The sequence below is a fragment of the Paenibacillus sp. sgz302190 genome (assembly GCF_059820445.1).
Genome location: NZ_JBZYAO010000006.1, coordinates 98490 through 115086, shown reverse-complemented (window position 1 = coordinate 115086; position 16597 = coordinate 98490). Strand labels below are relative to the sequence as shown.

Annotated in this window: 14 protein-coding genes; all 14 read right to left on the bottom strand. The window is 45.5% G+C overall.

Annotated elements, in window-relative coordinates; translation table 11 throughout:
• Positions 1-16 precede the first annotated feature (16 nt).
• Positions 17-808 (bottom strand): alpha/beta hydrolase-fold protein, encoded by a 792-nt coding sequence (locus AC6RNO_RS09705; RefSeq protein ID WP_497105315.1) that lies wholly within the window; start codon positions 806-808, stop codon positions 17-19.
• 23 nt (positions 809-831) lie between these two features.
• Positions 832-1638, bottom strand: a complete 807-nt coding sequence (locus AC6RNO_RS09700; protein ID WP_497105314.1) for a Nif3-like dinuclear metal center hexameric protein — start codon at positions 1636-1638, stop codon at positions 832-834.
• A gap of 28 nt (positions 1639-1666) precedes the next feature.
• Positions 1667-2566 carry an ABC transporter permease subunit gene (locus AC6RNO_RS09695; RefSeq protein WP_497105313.1) on the bottom strand — a complete coding sequence of 300 codons (900 nt, stop codon included), beginning with the start codon at positions 2564-2566 and terminating at the stop codon, positions 1667-1669.
• Between the two features lie 13 nt (positions 2567-2579).
• The gene (locus tag AC6RNO_RS09690; RefSeq protein WP_497105312.1) at positions 2580-3509 is read right to left on the bottom strand and encodes an ABC transporter permease subunit; all 930 of its coding nucleotides are present in this window, start codon (positions 3507-3509) and stop codon (positions 2580-2582) included.
• 1 nt (position 3510) lies between these two features.
• A complete protein-coding gene (locus tag AC6RNO_RS09685; RefSeq protein WP_497105311.1) occupies positions 3511-5064 on the bottom strand; it encodes a DUF3502 domain-containing protein in 1554 nt (517 codons plus the stop codon).
• Positions 5065-5206: 142 nt separating this feature from the next.
• Positions 5207-6796 carry a helix-turn-helix domain-containing protein gene (locus AC6RNO_RS09680; RefSeq protein ID WP_497105310.1) on the bottom strand — a complete coding sequence of 530 codons (1590 nt, stop codon included), beginning with the start codon at positions 6794-6796 and terminating at the stop codon, positions 5207-5209.
• The gene (locus AC6RNO_RS09675; protein WP_497105309.1) at positions 6793-8526 is read right to left on the bottom strand and encodes a histidine kinase; all 1734 of its coding nucleotides are present in this window, start codon (positions 8524-8526) and stop codon (positions 6793-6795) included. Before AC6RNO_RS09675 ends, AC6RNO_RS09680 begins: the two co-directional genes overlap by 4 nt.
• A gap of 81 nt (positions 8527-8607) precedes the next feature.
• Positions 8608-9540 carry an alpha/beta hydrolase fold domain-containing protein gene (locus AC6RNO_RS09670; protein WP_497105308.1) on the bottom strand — a complete coding sequence of 311 codons (933 nt, stop codon included), beginning with the start codon at positions 9538-9540 and terminating at the stop codon, positions 8608-8610.
• Between the two features lie 37 nt (positions 9541-9577).
• Positions 9578-10567 (bottom strand): substrate-binding domain-containing protein, encoded by a 990-nt coding sequence (locus AC6RNO_RS09665; protein ID WP_497105307.1) that lies wholly within the window; start codon positions 10565-10567, stop codon positions 9578-9580.
• Between the two features lie 92 nt (positions 10568-10659).
• Positions 10660-11484 carry an ABC transporter permease subunit gene (locus AC6RNO_RS09660; RefSeq protein WP_497105306.1) on the bottom strand — a complete coding sequence of 275 codons (825 nt, stop codon included), beginning with the start codon at positions 11482-11484 and terminating at the stop codon, positions 10660-10662.
• Positions 11484-12365: a carbohydrate ABC transporter permease gene (locus tag AC6RNO_RS09655; protein ID WP_488434152.1), complete on the bottom strand. Its 882-nt coding sequence runs from the start codon at positions 12363-12365 to the stop codon at positions 11484-11486. The genes AC6RNO_RS09660 and AC6RNO_RS09655 overlap by 1 nt, the downstream gene beginning before the upstream one ends.
• Before the next feature lie 13 nt (positions 12366-12378).
• On the bottom strand, positions 12379-13707 hold the full coding sequence (locus AC6RNO_RS09650) for an extracellular solute-binding protein (protein ID WP_497105391.1): 1329 nt from the start codon (positions 13705-13707) through the stop codon (positions 12379-12381).
• 280 nt (positions 13708-13987) lie between these two features.
• Positions 13988-14716: a beta-glucanase gene (bglS, locus tag AC6RNO_RS09645; RefSeq protein WP_474682087.1), complete on the bottom strand. Its 729-nt coding sequence runs from the start codon at positions 14714-14716 to the stop codon at positions 13988-13990.
• Positions 14717-14985: 269 nt separating this feature from the next.
• Positions 14986-16581, bottom strand: a complete 1596-nt coding sequence (locus tag AC6RNO_RS09640; RefSeq protein WP_497105305.1) for an extracellular solute-binding protein — start codon at positions 16579-16581, stop codon at positions 14986-14988.
• Positions 16582-16597: the final 16 nt, after the last annotated feature.

The window sequence follows — 16597 nt, the reverse complement described above, 5'->3', positions numbered from 1 at the left end:
TGTCATCCCCTGTACTTTATTCCATCGCCCATAAAAAAGCTTTTTCGATATATTCATTCCAAAAATCCCAGGTATGCCCCCCAGGACTTTCGATATACGTGTTCTCAACCTGTGCCAAAACTAAAAAATCTCGAAATTGCCGATTGACGTCCAACAAAAAATCTTCGGAACCGCAAGCCATATAGATCTCCGGAACCGCCGCTCCTTTCCCCTTCAAGCTTAGGACCAAGGCTTCCGGATCTTTATCGCTCCCTTGAAGCTGATCCAAGTCACCGAATACCCTCGTAAAATATTTATAATCCGCCACACCGTCGGTATAATCGCTGCCCACGCCGGCAATCTTGTAAGTAATGAGGGCTGAAGACAAGGCGATGATCCGGCTAAAATGCTCGGCATATTTGAAGCCGTTTCGAATGGCTCCATAACCCCCCATCGATAAACCACCGATGAAGGTATCTTCTCTTCGATGGGATATCGGGAACATTTCGCGGGTGTAAGCAACCAGTTCATTTCCGACGTATTCCCCGTACAATGCTCCTTTGTCGACATCATCCACATAAAAATGGTTTTCCCCGGCCGGCATAAAAACCGCGATACGGTGCTTGTCGGATAACTCCCGTATTCTTGTGAAGCTGATCCAATCCGTATAGCTGCCTGTGTATCCGTTCAATAGATACAAGGTTCTCATCGGTTTCTTTTCCGATTTGGCTTGCCCGGGGAATTCGATCATATCCAACGGGATCAGCGCATTGAACGTGACTTCTCTCCGTAAAGCTTTGGAATAATAATTCACTTGCAGCATTGCCATCGTTCTATTCTCCTTTTTTGAAATTACAAGTACACGAACGGCTCCTTAGCATCGGCAAACGAAACCGGTATGCCGTTCACCAAAGGCTTCAGCCATTCGGCCATATATTTCATGCCCCATTCCTCGCTGCGTTCATGGCCTACGACGATCATCGCTTTGTTCAGTCCGAGCATACGGGCATCATTGACATAAGCGCAAAGTGTCCATTCCACGATTTCGCCGCATACGATCACATCCAGGTTCTTATCGCGCATCAGCTCCATCGGCATTTGTTCCCGGCCCAGACCTAAGCTGCCTCCGCCTACCAAAATTCCCGCCCTGGAACACTTCATCCCGGGATCGCCTACGATTTGTATGACATTCATGCCCAATTTTTCTTTAAAGAAGCCGGCCAGTTCCGCCAAAGTGACCTCTTCGAACCGGTATGCATGGGGTGAATCCTTGTCCAACAAATGGTCTTCCCAGCCGATCTCCTTGAGAAGCCCGTCGTAAATTCGGTCTGTCTTTGCCATGTGCATGTAATCATGGTACCGCCAGACAGCAATCCGGTGATCCTCCAATAATGCTCGTTTGGCCTGATAGACAGGGTCGTCCTGCAGCCAGACCGTTTCGTCAATTCCGGTATAAAAGGTAGGTTCGTGTGTAATAATCATATTGGCTCCGCAAACAATCGCCTGATGAATCACATCGACAGTTGCCATAAACGTCGTTACAATACCCGTTACTTCCATATCGGGACTGCCGCTAACCAATCTATCGCCCGTGTTCTCCAGCCTGAAGGTGCCGCAAGAATCCGTTATAATCGCTTCAATGACTTGCCCAACATTCATTTCATGACCTTCTTTCAATGGTAGAGTGCTATCCTTTTACAGCGCCGACAACGACACCCTTCGTCAAATATTTTTGCAGGAACGGCAGTACGGCCAAGATCGGCAAAATTCCGATAATGCCCATGGCCATCCGTACCGCCGTGGTCGGAAGATCGGCCGCGCCGGCCCCCAGCATGCTGCTTGCCTGGCTGGATTTTAAGAATTGGATGTTATTCATCAGACGGATCAACAAATTTTGAATCCCGTAATATTGCGGCTTGGTAACAAAGTAAAGCGCATTAATCCAATCGTTCCAGTAGGCAAGTCCCGTAAACAATCCGACCGTCGCCATGACCGGAACCGAAAGCGGCAGCATAATGCTGTAGAACGTCCGTATTTCGCTGGCTCCGTCGATTTGGGCCGATTCGATAAGCGCGGCAGGCACGTTATGCTTGTAGAAATTCCTTACCAGCAGAACGTTAAAGCCATTCATCAGCAAATTCGGCACAATCAATGCGGCTAACGTATCTTTGATCGAAAAAACTTTAGTCCACATCATATAAGAAGGTACGATACCGCCATTAAACAGCAAGGTGAAAAATACGATAAATGCAAGGGCATTATGATATTTGAAGTCCTTCCTTGACATCGGGTACGCAAGCATTGCCGTGATCACGAGGCTGACGACGGTTCCGATGACAGTCACACAAATGGAAACCCCATACGCCCTCACAAAGGTCGACATATTGCCGAATAAATATACGTACGCTTCCATGCTCATTTTAGCCGGAAAATAGCTGTATCCGTCTCTAATCAGCGTCTTTTCGTCGGTGAACGATGCCACCAGCATCAAGATAAAAGGCAGAAAAGCGCATACGGTGATCAAGGTCATGGCTGCTGCGGAGAATATGGCAAATGCCCGTTCTCCTCTGGATTGCAAGCTCGTCATTATACATTTCCTCCTAGAAAAGCGCGTTGTCGGAATTTATTCTCCTCACAATGGCATTTGCCAGGATAACAAGAATAAAGCCTACGAGTGACTGATATAGACCGGCCGCCGCCGACATGCCGATATCGTTAACCTGCATGAGGGCCCGATATACATAGGTATCGATGGTTTGCGTCGTACTGTACAAGGCTCCCGCATTCAACGGCACTTGATAAAAGAGTCCGAAATCGGAATTGAATATGCGGCCGACCGACATTAATCCAAGTATGATTATAGTTGGCGTCAGCAATGGAAGAGTGATCATGCTTATTTGTTTGAGTTTGCCTGCGCCGTCAATCTTGGCGGCTTCATAAATGCTTCTATCGATTCCCGCGATAAAACCGAAGTAGACGATAGAACCGTATCCCGCCGTTTTCCATAGCTGGATGATAACCAGGATGTAAGGCCAGTATTTAGGCTCCGAATACCAGTTTACGGCCGATATGCCGAGCGGCTGCAGTATCGAATGGTTGATGAACCCGCTATCGGCGTTCAAGTAAGCAAATACAAGAAAAGATACGATTACCATAGATACCAGGTTAGGAAGAACTAGGCCTGATTGAAAAAACTTTGAGTAAAACTTGTTTAACAGCTCCGACATCAGAATTGCGATAAATATGGAAGCGATCGTACCCAGAATAATAAACGCAACATTGTAAAGAAGTGTATTCCTGGTCATCATCCACGCATCGGAGGTCCGGAATAAAAACTCGAAGTTTTTGAGCCCTACCCAATCGCTTCCGAATATTCCTTTTGTAAAATCCATTTCCTTAAAGGCGATAAATACCCCGAACATCGGAATGTAGTTGTTGATCAGCAAGTATAACAAACCGGGAGCCGCAATCAGCAGAAGCGGCACAGTATTGCTGGCCTTCTTCCTGTTTTTCTTTACCGGCTTATCCATATTACTTCACCTTTTGCTCAGCAAGCCATTTGTCCAATTGCTCCTGCTTCTTCTGAACGATGGTTTGCGCTCCGGCGTCATTGAGTGCTTTCACAAACTTGGGCAGGGTCGTTTCCGGATCCAATGCCCCGCAAATCAATCCGGGAATGTATTGGTTGACCACATTATTTACCGCGCTCAGCTCGGTTTTTACGGAAGACGGATCGAAGATGAATCCGAAGTACGGCGACCTCTTCGTTTCTTTGTTCTCTTTAAGTTTAAGATCGATATCCTTCCAATCCGTACCTTCAAGTTGATATTGGAGCGATTCGGAGCCGAGAATGCCGGAGGATAGTTGGGCGGTATAAGGTACGGTTGCCGCATCTTTTCCATCCGGATATTTCACATGATGATCGTCCACTTTTACATAATCCCGGCCTTCGATTCCATAAAGCATCGTATTTAACAGGTCCTTATCCGTAAAAGTCAAGTTCAAGAGCTTCATGGCAGCCTCAGGCACTTTCGTCGTGCTTGACATCATCCACACAACAAAGTCAACAGCTTGCGTATCGAAATAAAAAGGAGCAATTCGTTTCATGGCGACATTCTTGCCGGTCTGCGCGCTTAATGCTTTGCCGGCTTCCATGCCGCTGTAACCGCCCAGAGTGGAGAAGCCGCGTCCCGACGAAACTAAATCGGCATAATTGGTCGAGGTCGTAGCCGCATCTTTTTGCAAATAACCTTTATTGTACCAATCCCTCATCATGGCAACGCCGTTTTTAAACGCATCCGTTTCATAAAGATTGACCACTTTGCCGCTATTTCCGACAACGACGCCAACCCCGGACTCATCGGTTAGAAGATCGATATCATTCATTCCTCTTAACAGTCTGACCAGATTGGTATCGCTTGGATTTACATTAATGGGAGCAAAAGGTACGACATCAGGATGCTTTTTCATAACAGCGTCGAATATTTTCGGCAAATCGCCTACTGACTTGATATCGTCCGCTGTAAAACCGGTCTCTTTCAGCAGATCGGCGTTATATACAAAGTTCAGCGGGACCGACATCCCTTTATTGGCCGGAATTCCATACATATGCCCGTTCATCGTTGTCGCTTTCAGCAATCCTTCGCCGAAGTCTTTGTCCAGAGTTGCCTTTGTTTCCTGGCCGTATTTATTGATTAAATCGTCCAGAGGGTAGAGCTGCTTTTTGGCGGCATACGTAGGGAATTGGCCCGGGCTGGTGAATAAATCCAACTGCTCTCCGCTTTGAAGCGCCAAATTTACTTTTTGTGCGTAGTCTGCCGGTCCGTACACTTTAAAGTCTACTTGCACATGAATCTTCTTCGTTGTAATTTTGTTGATCGCGTCGTTAATACTGCTCATATCGTCGGGAATTTTATTAAATGACGGCAGGGCTATAACAACCTTGTCAACCTTGCCGCTGCTCCCATCCGCCGGCGCGCCGGTGGATTCGGAGGATTGGCCGGTTCCGCCGGAGCATGCAGTCAACACGGTACCGAGAAGCGCTACAGACATCGCTGATGCTAAGATACTTTTTGTCTTTATCATATTTTGCAGCCTCCAGAAGTAATTTGTGAATACGATTACAGTTTAATCCTTATCCGTAGGTTTATCTTTCAAAAATCAGCGCTGTTTTTGCGAAAATCAGTGGTTTCACAAAAAGAAGAAGACCCTTTCGGCCTTCTTTGCATTACGGTTTATACTTGGCTCTAAAAGCATTCGGAGTTTCGCCGGTTATTTTTTTGAAAACCGTGGAGAAATAAGAGATACTGTCAAAACCAATTTCGACGGCAATCGTTCCGATGCTCTCGCCGCCTTGAATAAGCCGTTCTTTTGCAACAAGGATACGATACTCATTCAGGTATTCTTTGATCGATAATCCTGTCTCGGCTTTAAAAATTTTCGCGAGATAATCGGGCGACAAAAAGACGCTGGCAGCGACATCCTCGCGATTCAGCTCCTGATGATAATGATTGTGTATAAAAGCTTTCGCCTTCTCCACAACACTTTCGGACTGTTTCACTTCTCTTATATAATCGATTGTTTTATTCGTTGCGAATGCAGCCCATTTCATCATGTCCATGACACTATGTTCGGATTTCTGCAGCAATATTCCGGAGACGTTATCGGAAAACAGCTTATGCGCAAGTATTTTATTTTTATACAATAGCGAGTATACAAGCTGCATAAAATCCTGTTTGATGGAATGCAAGATGCCGGCATCAAGCTTATTGCCCTCCGCCAACATTTCGAGATCTTTTTTTAGCTTGTTGACGATTTGTACCTTTTCGCCTTCGATAAATAATTGCTCGAATACGTTCACATCCAGCGTGTAAGACTCATTCGTTTCATAGTCGAAGCGGTCTTCCTGGTAATGGACATCGCCTTTATAAATGATGTTATTTCTGTCCAAGACCTCCAATGCGGCTCTCGTTGCATGCAAGAAGTCAATCGATACTTTCTTGCTGATATAACAGGTCGCTGTGCAATGAAAATATTCCCGGCAATATCGGATTTGCCTGCGGCATCTCGCGGCAATCTCTTCCGGCGCACTGCTTCCGCCTATGATCGTCGCCATATAGTAACGGTCCTCTTGCTGATAATTGATCACTTGGCTAACATGCAAATTGTCCAGCATCGTTTCCGAGGTCAGATTGGCGAACGCATAGATGAAGGTGCTTTCATCCCAGCTTTCCTCAATATCCGATTTGCCGATGCTCGTCAGCACCAGAAAGTAACCGTATTCCAATTCCGGAGACAGGTCTCTCTTCCGAATTTCACCTTGAATCAAATCCAAGCGGGGGGAAATTTGGGCAAAAACAACATCCCTCCAAAAGCTTTGCTCGACAATTGATTTATTTTTTAGCCAACTGGCGCCGAATTGGCTGTACTCTTGCAGCCGATTCTTCGCCCTCAGCGTGTTTACAGTTTTGGCGAGAGCCGATTCGACCTTGTTTTTGTCAAAAGGCTTGATTAAGTAAGCATCCGTATTGTAGGCAATTGCCGTCGATGCGAATTCAAAATTTTCATGACAAGTGAAGAAAATAAAGGCACAGTCATGACGGCTCTCCCTTACCCATTTAATCATGTCAAGTCCTGAACCCTTTGGCATTTCGATATCGCAAATAATGATATCCGGTTTATTGGCTTCAATGAGAACTTTGGCATCCGTAATATTATGCGCAGCAAATATGGCAGCAATTCCAAATGAACTCCAATCAATAAAGTCGCGCATGACCTCTACGGTCGGAATATCATCATCAATCAAAAGACACTTCAATGTTTTCCCTCCTGGACCTGAACCGAGGATGCCTGAGAAGGAAGCCATATTTCCACCCTCGCTCCCGACGGTTCGTTATTGGAAAGCTTTAATAATCCATCCCTTTTATACAGCAAACGCAGCGTTCTTTTAATATTGGAAATGCCGATTCTCTGCCCCGTATCATTGTCGCTCGTACCGGCGGCATTCACTTCATCTATGATCTCCGCAGGAAACCCTTCCCCGTTATCTTCTATCGTAATTTTAATAAAATCCTCTTGGTGATAAGAATATGTTTCCACTTTAATAAATATCGACAAAATATCCCCGTAAACTAACGCATGCTTAAACGTATTCTCAATAAAGGTTTGTATAAGAAATTGCGGCAGCACACGCTGCTCCAAGTTTGGTTCGATATCGATCATGTGGAAGATGTGATTGGGAACCTTGATCTCTTGCATGCGAATGTAATTGGTCACGTGATCGATTTCTTCCCTTATGGTTACGTTCACCAAGCCTCCTTTGAACATATATCTTAAATAGTCCGACAAATAGTCGATCAGCCTGCGAATTTCTTCGCTTTTATTTTGATACGTAAGGCTGGAAACGGTCGTGATGACATTCAAGAAAAAATGGGGTTTTATTTGCATTTGAAGATACTTGAGCTCGGCTTTGTTCCGTTCCAGCTTCTCTTCATATGAATGGATCTTTAACTGCTTTATTTCTTGGATCATCGATGTGAATGAATGAAACAATTTGGCGAACTCGACGGACGTTTGATGCAGCGGCAGCCGGTAATTCCAGTTTCCCTTTTCCAGTTCCTTCGTTGCTTTGACAAGCTCAAGAACGGGCTTAATAATCTCGCGCGAAAGTGAAAATAATACAGCGGGAACGATAACTAAGGCAACAACCCCAAGAGAAACAATCACCCATTGGATAAAATCCAAACCGGACAATACGCTCTTGCGTTCTATCATATTCGAAAGCTTTCCGATCTCCGGCACATCCTCTGAAATGACGAAATATTTGCCGTCAAGCTTGTACGAAGTTTCACGGACATCCGGCAGCGAGCTCACATGAGAAAGGAATGGATCGGATACGGCAAGCATGCTTCCGTTTTTACCGGTTAATACATAATGGTTTTGGGAATCTGAAGTCTTTCTCACGACATTCATGAGAGAGTCGGCTTTTACCGCCGCGCCGATCATAATGCCCGATACCTTGAAGCTGATGATTTCATAACTGATTCCGTTCAGCTGAACCGGGGACCACTCTCTCCCGATCGCCGTATTTCCCGCGAAGGTTTCACTTTTTAAGTAATCGGATACAGTTTGATTTTCATTGGAAAGTATGCTTTTACCGAACTGCACCAAAAAGAGGCGCTCACTAGGCTCCAAAATAAATAAAGCATCGATGCTTTCGTTATTTGACACTTTCGAGACCAATATATTTTTTAATCGCAAGGCGTCGAAGTATTTGCCGCTCTCATCTTTTTTCGAGTAGAGCATGACGTCGTCTATATGATTTTCGAACACTTCGTTTACATCTTTGGAAACGCTGTCCAAGCGATTTTGGATATTGTTCATGTGAATCCCCATCGTATATTTGGAGCTGTTCACTATATTCGTTTCCACTACATTGAAGGAATATATGTTGCTGATGATCAGAACCGCTACAAGTATCGCCAATATCAACGTAATTTGGAGTGAAAATTTGTAAACTAACGAAATCGGCTTTGTCCTCTTAAACATGGCAACCTTCCTTTTTAAAAGAACATTTTCAATTCTACAAATAAGTGAAGAGAGGCTTAAGCCTCCCTCCGCCGATAAAACTTAACGTTTAAAAGCTCTTGCCAGAGCATTCACATATCCGTGCCGGGCGCGTTGACTGATTTCCGCCTCCGGAACGACGTGCTCAAAGGCATGATAACACCCGGGATAAAGCTGAAATTCCACGTCGACGCCGGCTTGGGCAAGCCGCGTGACATACTCGATCGTCTCGTCGCGAAACGAATCAAGCTGGCCTACGCAAGTATACGCCGGAGGAAGACCGGCCAGGTTCGTCGCACGGCTAGGCGCCGCATACGGGGAAATATCGCCATCGGCATGCTCGCCAAGATACATCTTCCAAGCCACCTGATTGTTAGCCCTGTTCCAAACAGCAGGATCTGTAATCTCGTAGCTGGAAGGCGTTATATTCCGATCGTCGATCATCGGGTATAACGGCATTTGGAAACAGATCGAAGGTCCTCCTTCATCACGGGCCAGCAGGGCCAATGCAGCGGCCAACCCTCCGCCCGCGCTTCCTCCGCCAATCGCAATCCGCGACAAATCGATATTGAGCTCAGCCGCGGCGTTCGTCATCCACGTCAAAGCAGCGTAGCAGTCTTCAATCGCTGCCGGAAACGGGTGTTCGGGAGCAAGCCGATAATCAGGGGAAACGACAACACAGTTGGCGGTTGTTGCGAAACATTCGCAGAGACTTTGTTCACCGTTAGGGTGGCCTAACACATATCCTCCGCCATGAATCCATAGTAAAGCGGGCAGCTTCTTCCCATCTCTCTGAACGGGTTCGAAAATTTTGATCAGCATCTCTTGCCCGGCTGCGCCGGAAATCATACGGTCGGCGATTCGAACATATTCGGACTTCAATGATTGCGGCAATGGGCTTTGCCTTACCTCCGCCAAATCATCGGGAAGCTGAAAATGAGGGAGTGACGTTAAAGACTGCCTGATTTCCGGCAGCACTTTGCTTTTGAAATCCATTCTTGCAAACCTCCATGATTTCTCTATTCCATAAAACTTACGTAGTGCTTCGTTCAATTAATGTGACGGGTAAAGAATTTACCATCGGCACCTTCTCGCCTTCGATTTGTTTGACAATCAAGTCGATCGTCAATTCGCTCATCTCTTGAATAGGCTGCCTGATGGTTGTAAGGCGCGGCGCCAATAAAGAAGCGACCCTCACGTCGTCATATCCGATAATTTTCATCTCTTCCGGAATTCTTTTATCTAATCGGCGACATGCTTGAATAACTATGGATGCGATCATATCGCTGCTGGCGAAGACCCCGTCTATTTCCGAATGCTCCTGCAGAAAACGGACAATTCGCTCCTCGCTTGGCCTATTATCCAAGTCGTGTCCTTCCAAATTCAAAGCAAAGTGTTCGATCCCGGTATTCTGCAGTTCGTCGATAAATCCTTGATATCTCCCTCCGGCAAGTAAATCATTATGATGCTGGCCGCCAATTCCGCCTTGCATATAAGCCAGCTTTCGGCAGCCTTTGCCGATGAGCAGCCGCGCTGCAAGCTTTCCGCCCAGCAAATTATCGGAGGTCACAACAGGAATATTGTCGTCGACAACCCGATCGAAAGCTACGATAGGAAGGTTCAGATTACGATAATGTTCGACATCCAAAACCATGCTGCCCATAACAATTGCATCCACTTGATTTTTTTTCAGCATGTCGATATACTTGCGTTCTTTCGACACATCGCGATTCGAATTGCACAGAATCATTTTATACCCGCGTTGGTCGGCATAAGATTCAAGGTAATGAGCCAATTCACCAAAAAAAGGATGAGCAACCGTAGGAATAATGAGGCCAATCATATACGACTTTTTTCTGAACAAAGAACGAGCCATTTCATTCGGATGATAATTCAGCTCCTTCATCGCCTCATGTACTTTATCCAACGTCGCCTGACTGATATATCCCCGGTTATTAAGCACACGGGAAACCGTAGTCACGGAAACCCCCGCTTTTTCCGCTACATCATCGATTTTGGGCATAGCTTGTGACCACCTGACTTTTTAAAGACCATTATACGCTTAATCTACAATTTTTTCAGCCGCAGCACGCACCGTCCCCTGCACTGCAGCCTTTATTTCAAGGCTCCTTCCGTAATCCCTTTGATGATTTGATTTTGCACAAAAAGATATAAAACCAGCACGGGAATAATCGTCATCATTAATCCTGCCATTAAAGGCGCGTAATCAACCGAATAGGAAGAGAAAAACGTAAACGTAGAAAGAGGCAGCGTCCTTTGATCCGGCGATAGCAAAACCAGGCTGGGCAGCAAATAATCATTCCAAATCCAGAGCACATCCAGGACAATGAGCGTCACGAAAACCGGCTTCAACAAAGGCAGCACAATCTGGAAAAAAGTTCGCAGCCTCGAGCTCCCCTCGATAAAAGCCGATTCTTCCAATTCGTAAGGAATCCCTTTGATAAACCCATGAAAGGTAAATACGCCGAAGGGAACCCCGAACCCCAAATACAAAAACAGCAGTGTTGCCTTCATATTTAGCAGATCCAGCTTTCCGTACAGCATGACCAGAGGAATCATGATCACCTGGAACGGAAGCGCCATGGAGCCGAGCATAATGAAAAATAGGACGGCATTCAGTTTCCACTTATAACGAACAAACAAATATCCGGTCATGGACGAGAAAATAACAATAATGAAAACAGCAACGATCGTAATAAATAGCGAGTTAGAGAGCCCTTGCATGAATTTCATGTTGTTAAATGCATGGGTGTAGTTCTCAAAATGAATACTGCCGGGAATCGATAACGGATCTTCGATAAACTGCTGCGTTTTTTTGAAAGAGTTCATGACGACCAGCAAAAAGGGAATTAAAAATACAAATAAACACACATACAGAATGACGGATTTGATCATGGATGCGGACTGTCGAACAGCCATTACGATTCGACCTCCAATTTCTTGAGCAGGTAAGATTGAGTAAGCGCAACCAGGGCTACGACGGCAAACAAGACAACCGCTTCCGCCTGTCCGATTCCGTATTGATTGGACAAGAAAGCTTTTTGCACGATATGATAAGAGGCTAATTCGGTCGAATTAAACGGCCCGCCTTTCGTTAAGGCAAGGTTGATATCGTAAGTTAAAAATGAGCGGGAGATGGAAATAAAAATACATATGACGATAGCCGGGATCGAAAGCGGCAATATGATTCTGCGAAGTCTTGAGTAACCGTTCGCCCCATCTATGCTGGCAGCTTCCAACACATCGTTGGGCACGCCCGAGAATCCGGCAATATAAATGATCATGAGATAACCGATTAATTGCCAAGCCGTTGCGATGACGAGCGCCCAAAATGCGGTATCCGTATCCGTTAACCACGACGATTTAAACAATGCCCATCCGTACTTATTCCCTATATATGGCATGATCTGCGAGAATAGAGTCTGCCATAAATATCCCAGTACGATTCCGCCAATTAAGTTCGGAGTGAAAAAGCCCGTTCGAAGCCATTGTTCTCCTTTCACCCCGCTGGTCAACATCAATGCTATAAAGAAAGCTGCCACATTGGAGATGAGTACCGTAAGCAATACATATTTAATGGTAAACCACAATTGGGCGAGAAAAACTTTATCATGAACAACTTTTGAGTAATTAGACAAGCCAACGAATGAAATGTTTGCCGTTCGAACATCCCAATTCGTAAACGTCAGGTATACTCCAACCAGGAACGGGATCAAGACAACTGCGGCAAATGCCAGTACGGCGGGGGCCCCGAACAGCATAAAAGTCCCCGCATTCCTAATATAAATTTTGCTTCTCATATCGCCGCACCCTTTACTTCCCTGCATTGGACTTCCAATAATCCTGAACCTCTGATGCGAGACCTTTTCGGTCTATCTTTCCTGCCAAATATTTTTGCATGGAAGCCCCGGTTTTGGACCACCAGTCCTGCGGCAAATAATTGATGACTCCGATATTAAGCACTTTCCCTTGATCGACGTATTTGGCTACGGCATCGGAAATTACGTTTGTGCTTTTCACCTTTACATCCTTATAAGGCATGGATAAGCCCATTTTGGCCACAATCGCACTTTGTCCCTGCTCACTTGTAAGCATCCATTCGATAAATGCTTTGGCCGCTGCCTGCTGCTCCGGAGTGGATCCGGATTTATCAATGGCGAACAGCTTCGGTTCCGTATATGCTACCTGAGTGTTGCCGTAGTCGGCCGGATTGTTGCTAACCGGTACCGGAAGGATGCCGAATTCTTTATCCCTTCCTTCAAGAGTGCCAATTACAGCCCAAGTCCAATCTCCCATAAAATAAAATGCCGCGTTGCCTTTGGCGAAATCTGTGCTGTCTTTACTGTAATCTGCGACAAGCGGGTCATTTTTTCTGGCATTGTATTTCTTTAATAAGTCAAATGTGTCCATCAGGCCGGTGAATTGCTGATTGTCCGCCAAATTGGCTTTGCCATTTTTCAAATCTTCTACAAACTTGCGATTCTCCTCCACTTTCGGCGATTGCAAAGAATAGGCCAGTCCCAAATAATGCGCGCCTAAGGACCAATCCGCCCCGTGAATCATCACAGGCGCTTTGCCGGCAGCTTCAATTTTCCTGAACAGCGCCTCCAGATCGTTACGGGTTTTGATGGATGCCGGATCGAAGGCCCCCCCGATTGATTCCTCAACGACCCGTTTGTTATACAATAAGCCATAGCCTTGAGCTGTCCATGGAATGCCCAAGAATTTGCCGTCCAGCAAAGCGACGTCAACCGCCCCGGGCTTCGTCAGTTTCTCATATTTCGCTTTCTCCGTCTCTAGATCCATGAACTTGTCCTTATACTGGAGAATCGTTCCCGGGTCAAGATTGGCTATTGTGGCCGGATTGCCGGATGCCAGCAGGGATTGGAATTTCTCCAACTGCGCGCCTCCAATTGGCGTTGGAATCAATTCAACGGTTACATTAGGGTTCTGCTCGTGATAAATTTTAAAAAGGTCCTCGAACACGTTGTTTACTTCTGCTGAAGTATTAAAAAAAGTAAGCTTGACGCCTTTTGCCTGTTGACCGGCTCCCGGCGAGGAGCTTGAGGCATTGTTCTGGGAACATGCCGCTAATGTGGAAAGCAACAAGATCGAACCCATTCCCGCAGCAACACTCTTCATAATTTTCAAATCCGTTTCCCCCTCAAGTGTAATTGAATGCGCTATCATTTTTATGATAATCGGTTGACATATCGTGTGTCAACCGGTTGTCACAAACTTTTCCGATCTATGTATCTTGGGGAGATAATGACCATTTTTTATTTGAATCTAATTACAAAAATCAAAAATGTTGGTATAAATATAAATAAACCCTACGCTCATTTTAGCCGCAGGGCTTATTTTTATAACATTTTTATCCTAGAAGACTTGTTGAGCTGCTTGAAGATTGAAGAGATCGTTCTTACTGTGACGGAGTAAATTTGATCCAATCATAGACTGCTTTTGCCCTATTTCCGTTGTAGTGACCTGCCCATTCGTCAACCCCATTCGTATTCCAGAGGTTTGTCATGATCTTGCCCGGATGGGATGGAATATTGTTCGTCGCAGTTGCTTTAAGGACACCGTCCACATACCACTTAATATAGCCTGGTTGCCAGTCGAAAGCGTATGTGTGGAAACCTTGGGAGGCATCGAATCCCAAGTCTGCCAAGATCTCATGATGACCGACACCATTCGTATAATAGTTAAACTGCACTTTATTGGTTTTATTCCCCAAAAATTCAATATCAATCTCATCCCACGGCGCATTGAAAGACGGTCCGGTATAAGTGAAGAAAGAAGAAATCACACCGGAGACTGCAGCCGGTTTCATCGAAACTTCATACAGACCATAGCCATAATAGCTATTCGACTTGTACTCCCCGCATGCATATGGAGGATTTGCCCCCTGAACATCATTTGTGATCGATAGTTCCATCTTACCAGCGGAAAAATTCACATTGCCTGCCCGCCAATTGCAATTGAAAACAGAATCTCCATTTTTGTATCCGTTCGACTTCGTCCAAATAGACTGGTTATAACCGTCAAGAGGTTCCCATAAGACTTGACCGGCATCAGCCTTTACAGCCGGAATGAGGATTAAAACCGGAACAACTGAAAGTGCAAATCGGGTTAGAAACTTTTTCCACATACAAAAAACACCACCTTAATTTAGATTTAATATGAATCGGGAACACTAAGAGCTTCATTCCCCCTTCTAGTAGTAAGACACTCCAATAAAAGCGCTTACATTCAACTTTATTGTTACTATAGCATGAATGAAATTGCCCCGAAATAACACTAAACCAATATTCATACCAATATATTAACCTATATATGAAAAACATTCCCTTATTGAATTAATTATTCCAAAATGCAAAAATAAGGGGACCGCTGCGTAAGCGGCCCTTCTTATTCCATTTATTTTGCTCTTTGAACGCGATACCAATCGTTAACTTCTTGAGAAATCTTATCTCCCCCGTAAGCGAACCACTTGTTTACAAATAAATCAAAGTCGCTTTCAGGAGCATCGTTGAACAGGATTTCTTGGAAAGTCCGCTGTTCAAGCTTTTGAAGAAGTTCCCATTTTGTTTTCATAGTTGGAGTAGGCGGCCCTGTAAACGCTTCTTTCTTGGAAGCTTCTGCCGGAGAGAACAATACGGGCGCGATTTCCTTTGGAATGGCATCCATGACTTTGGACGGAATACGCGCTCCATCAAAGGTCAACGTATAGGATGCCACTCTAACGGCTCCTCCCGGGATTAATGCGTGCTCCATTGCCGAAGGGACTCCATCAACTATCGTCCAATCGTAGTCCTGCGCAAGTCCATGTGCAAATTCGCCTGTTGAAGTGGCATAATAATCAAACAAGTAGTTTTGGTACTTGAAGAAAATTTCGGGATCCTTCATCTTTCTATTAATAAGCACGGCCCCGTTAACGGGCAGCGTCCCTCTTCTCCCAACAAAACCTTTCGGACCGCTGGGAATGGGTATCGCTTTAATCACAGCTTTGGAGTCGTTCTTCAGCAGATCGGATAACGGCCATCCCGACATCCAATAAGGACCTGCGATAATGCCCGCCTTGCCGGCAATGAATAAATCCGCCGCTTTCGTCTCGTTGTACCATTCGCTTTCTTTTGAAACATAACCTTGTTGGATCCATCTTTTCAACAACTGCAATGCATCCTTGGCGCCGGGCTGGACTGATCCATACTTTAGATTACCGTCTTCCGCCCGATTCCATTGCTTGGGTATTGTCCCAAATGCGCCGAAAATCCAGCTGGAATCAGCCATCCACGTGCTGGGGCCGTTTCTTAATCCAATCGATAGGCCGAATGTATCATCCTTTCCGTTTCCGTCGGGGTCCTTATACGTGAACGCTCCCATCACACTTTCAAGCTCTTCTATCGTTCCAGGAACCGGCAGGTGCAGCTTATCTAACCAATCCTGACGAATCCAGAGTACCGGATCTGTCGTATACCGATAGTCAAGGATTGGAATCGCATATTTTTTCCCATCGCGCATAAAGAAATCCCATACCGAAGGGTCCTCCTGCATGGCGCTTTTCCAGACAGGTGAGGCGTATTTGTCGAATAAATCACCGGTTTCCATGAATTGTCCCGAGTCGATTAATTCTTGTATCACATCCCGATCCCTTGTGGCAACAATATCCGGCATATTGCCTTTAGCCAGCTCTATTCGCAGTTTGTTGGCGTAAGCCCCGTTGGAATCGGGAATCGTCCAGAGATACCGGATTCGGATACCCAAACGTTCTTCAGCCCATTTGGTATGTACATTTTTCTCCAAATTCTCGCCATTTTTAAATTTCATGTCGGGGTTTATCGAGCCAACCGTGTACATGGTTACCGGGGGTATATATTTTCCCAGTATCGCGTCGTAATGTGCCGTCTCTTGCGTAAGAGAGGAACCGGCGTGTTCTTTATGGTTTGTTTCCATGCATCCGGAGCAAATGATCAGCACCATTACCATCAGTATTTTTCCCCATATCTTTCCCATCAGGAGGCCTGCCTTT

What these genes read in the sequence shown, in the direction of transcription:
- AC6RNO_RS09685 (WP_497105311.1), bottom strand. Translation starts at nt 5,064, where the DNA reads ATGATAAAGACAAAAAGTATCTTAGCATCAGCGATGTCTGTAGCGCTT.
- bglS (WP_474682087.1), bottom strand. Translation starts at nt 14,716, where the DNA reads ATGTGGAAAAAGTTTCTAACCCGATTTGCACTTTCAGTTGTTCCGGTT.
- AC6RNO_RS09650 (WP_497105391.1), bottom strand. Translation starts at nt 13,707, where the DNA reads ATGAAGAGTGTTGCTGCGGGAATGGGTTCGATCTTGTTGCTTTCCACA.
- AC6RNO_RS09660 (WP_497105306.1), bottom strand. Translation starts at nt 11,484, where the DNA reads ATGGCTGTTCGACAGTCCGCATCCATGATCAAATCCGTCATTCTGTAT.
- AC6RNO_RS09690 (WP_497105312.1), bottom strand. Translation starts at nt 3,509, where the DNA reads ATGGATAAGCCGGTAAAGAAAAACAGGAAGAAGGCCAGCAATACTGTG.
- AC6RNO_RS09670 (WP_497105308.1), bottom strand. Translation starts at nt 9,540, where the DNA reads ATGGATTTCAAAAGCAAAGTGCTGCCGGAAATCAGGCAGTCTTTAACG.
- AC6RNO_RS09695 (WP_497105313.1), bottom strand. Translation starts at nt 2,566, where the DNA reads ATGACGAGCTTGCAATCCAGAGGAGAACGGGCATTTGCCATATTCTCC.
- AC6RNO_RS09675 (WP_497105309.1), bottom strand. Translation starts at nt 8,526, where the DNA reads ATGTTTAAGAGGACAAAGCCGATTTCGTTAGTTTACAAATTTTCACTC.
- AC6RNO_RS09705 (WP_497105315.1), bottom strand. Translation starts at nt 808, where the DNA reads ATGGCAATGCTGCAAGTGAATTATTATTCCAAAGCTTTACGGAGAGAA.
- AC6RNO_RS09700 (WP_497105314.1), bottom strand. Translation starts at nt 1,638, where the DNA reads ATGAATGTTGGGCAAGTCATTGAAGCGATTATAACGGATTCTTGCGGC.
- AC6RNO_RS09655 (WP_488434152.1), bottom strand. Translation starts at nt 12,365, where the DNA reads ATGAGAAGCAAAATTTATATTAGGAATGCGGGGACTTTTATGCTGTTC.
- AC6RNO_RS09640 (WP_497105305.1), bottom strand. Translation starts at nt 16,581, where the DNA reads ATGGGAAAGATATGGGGAAAAATACTGATGGTAATGGTGCTGATCATT.
- AC6RNO_RS09665 (WP_497105307.1), bottom strand. Translation starts at nt 10,567, where the DNA reads ATGCCCAAAATCGATGATGTAGCGGAAAAAGCGGGGGTTTCCGTGACT.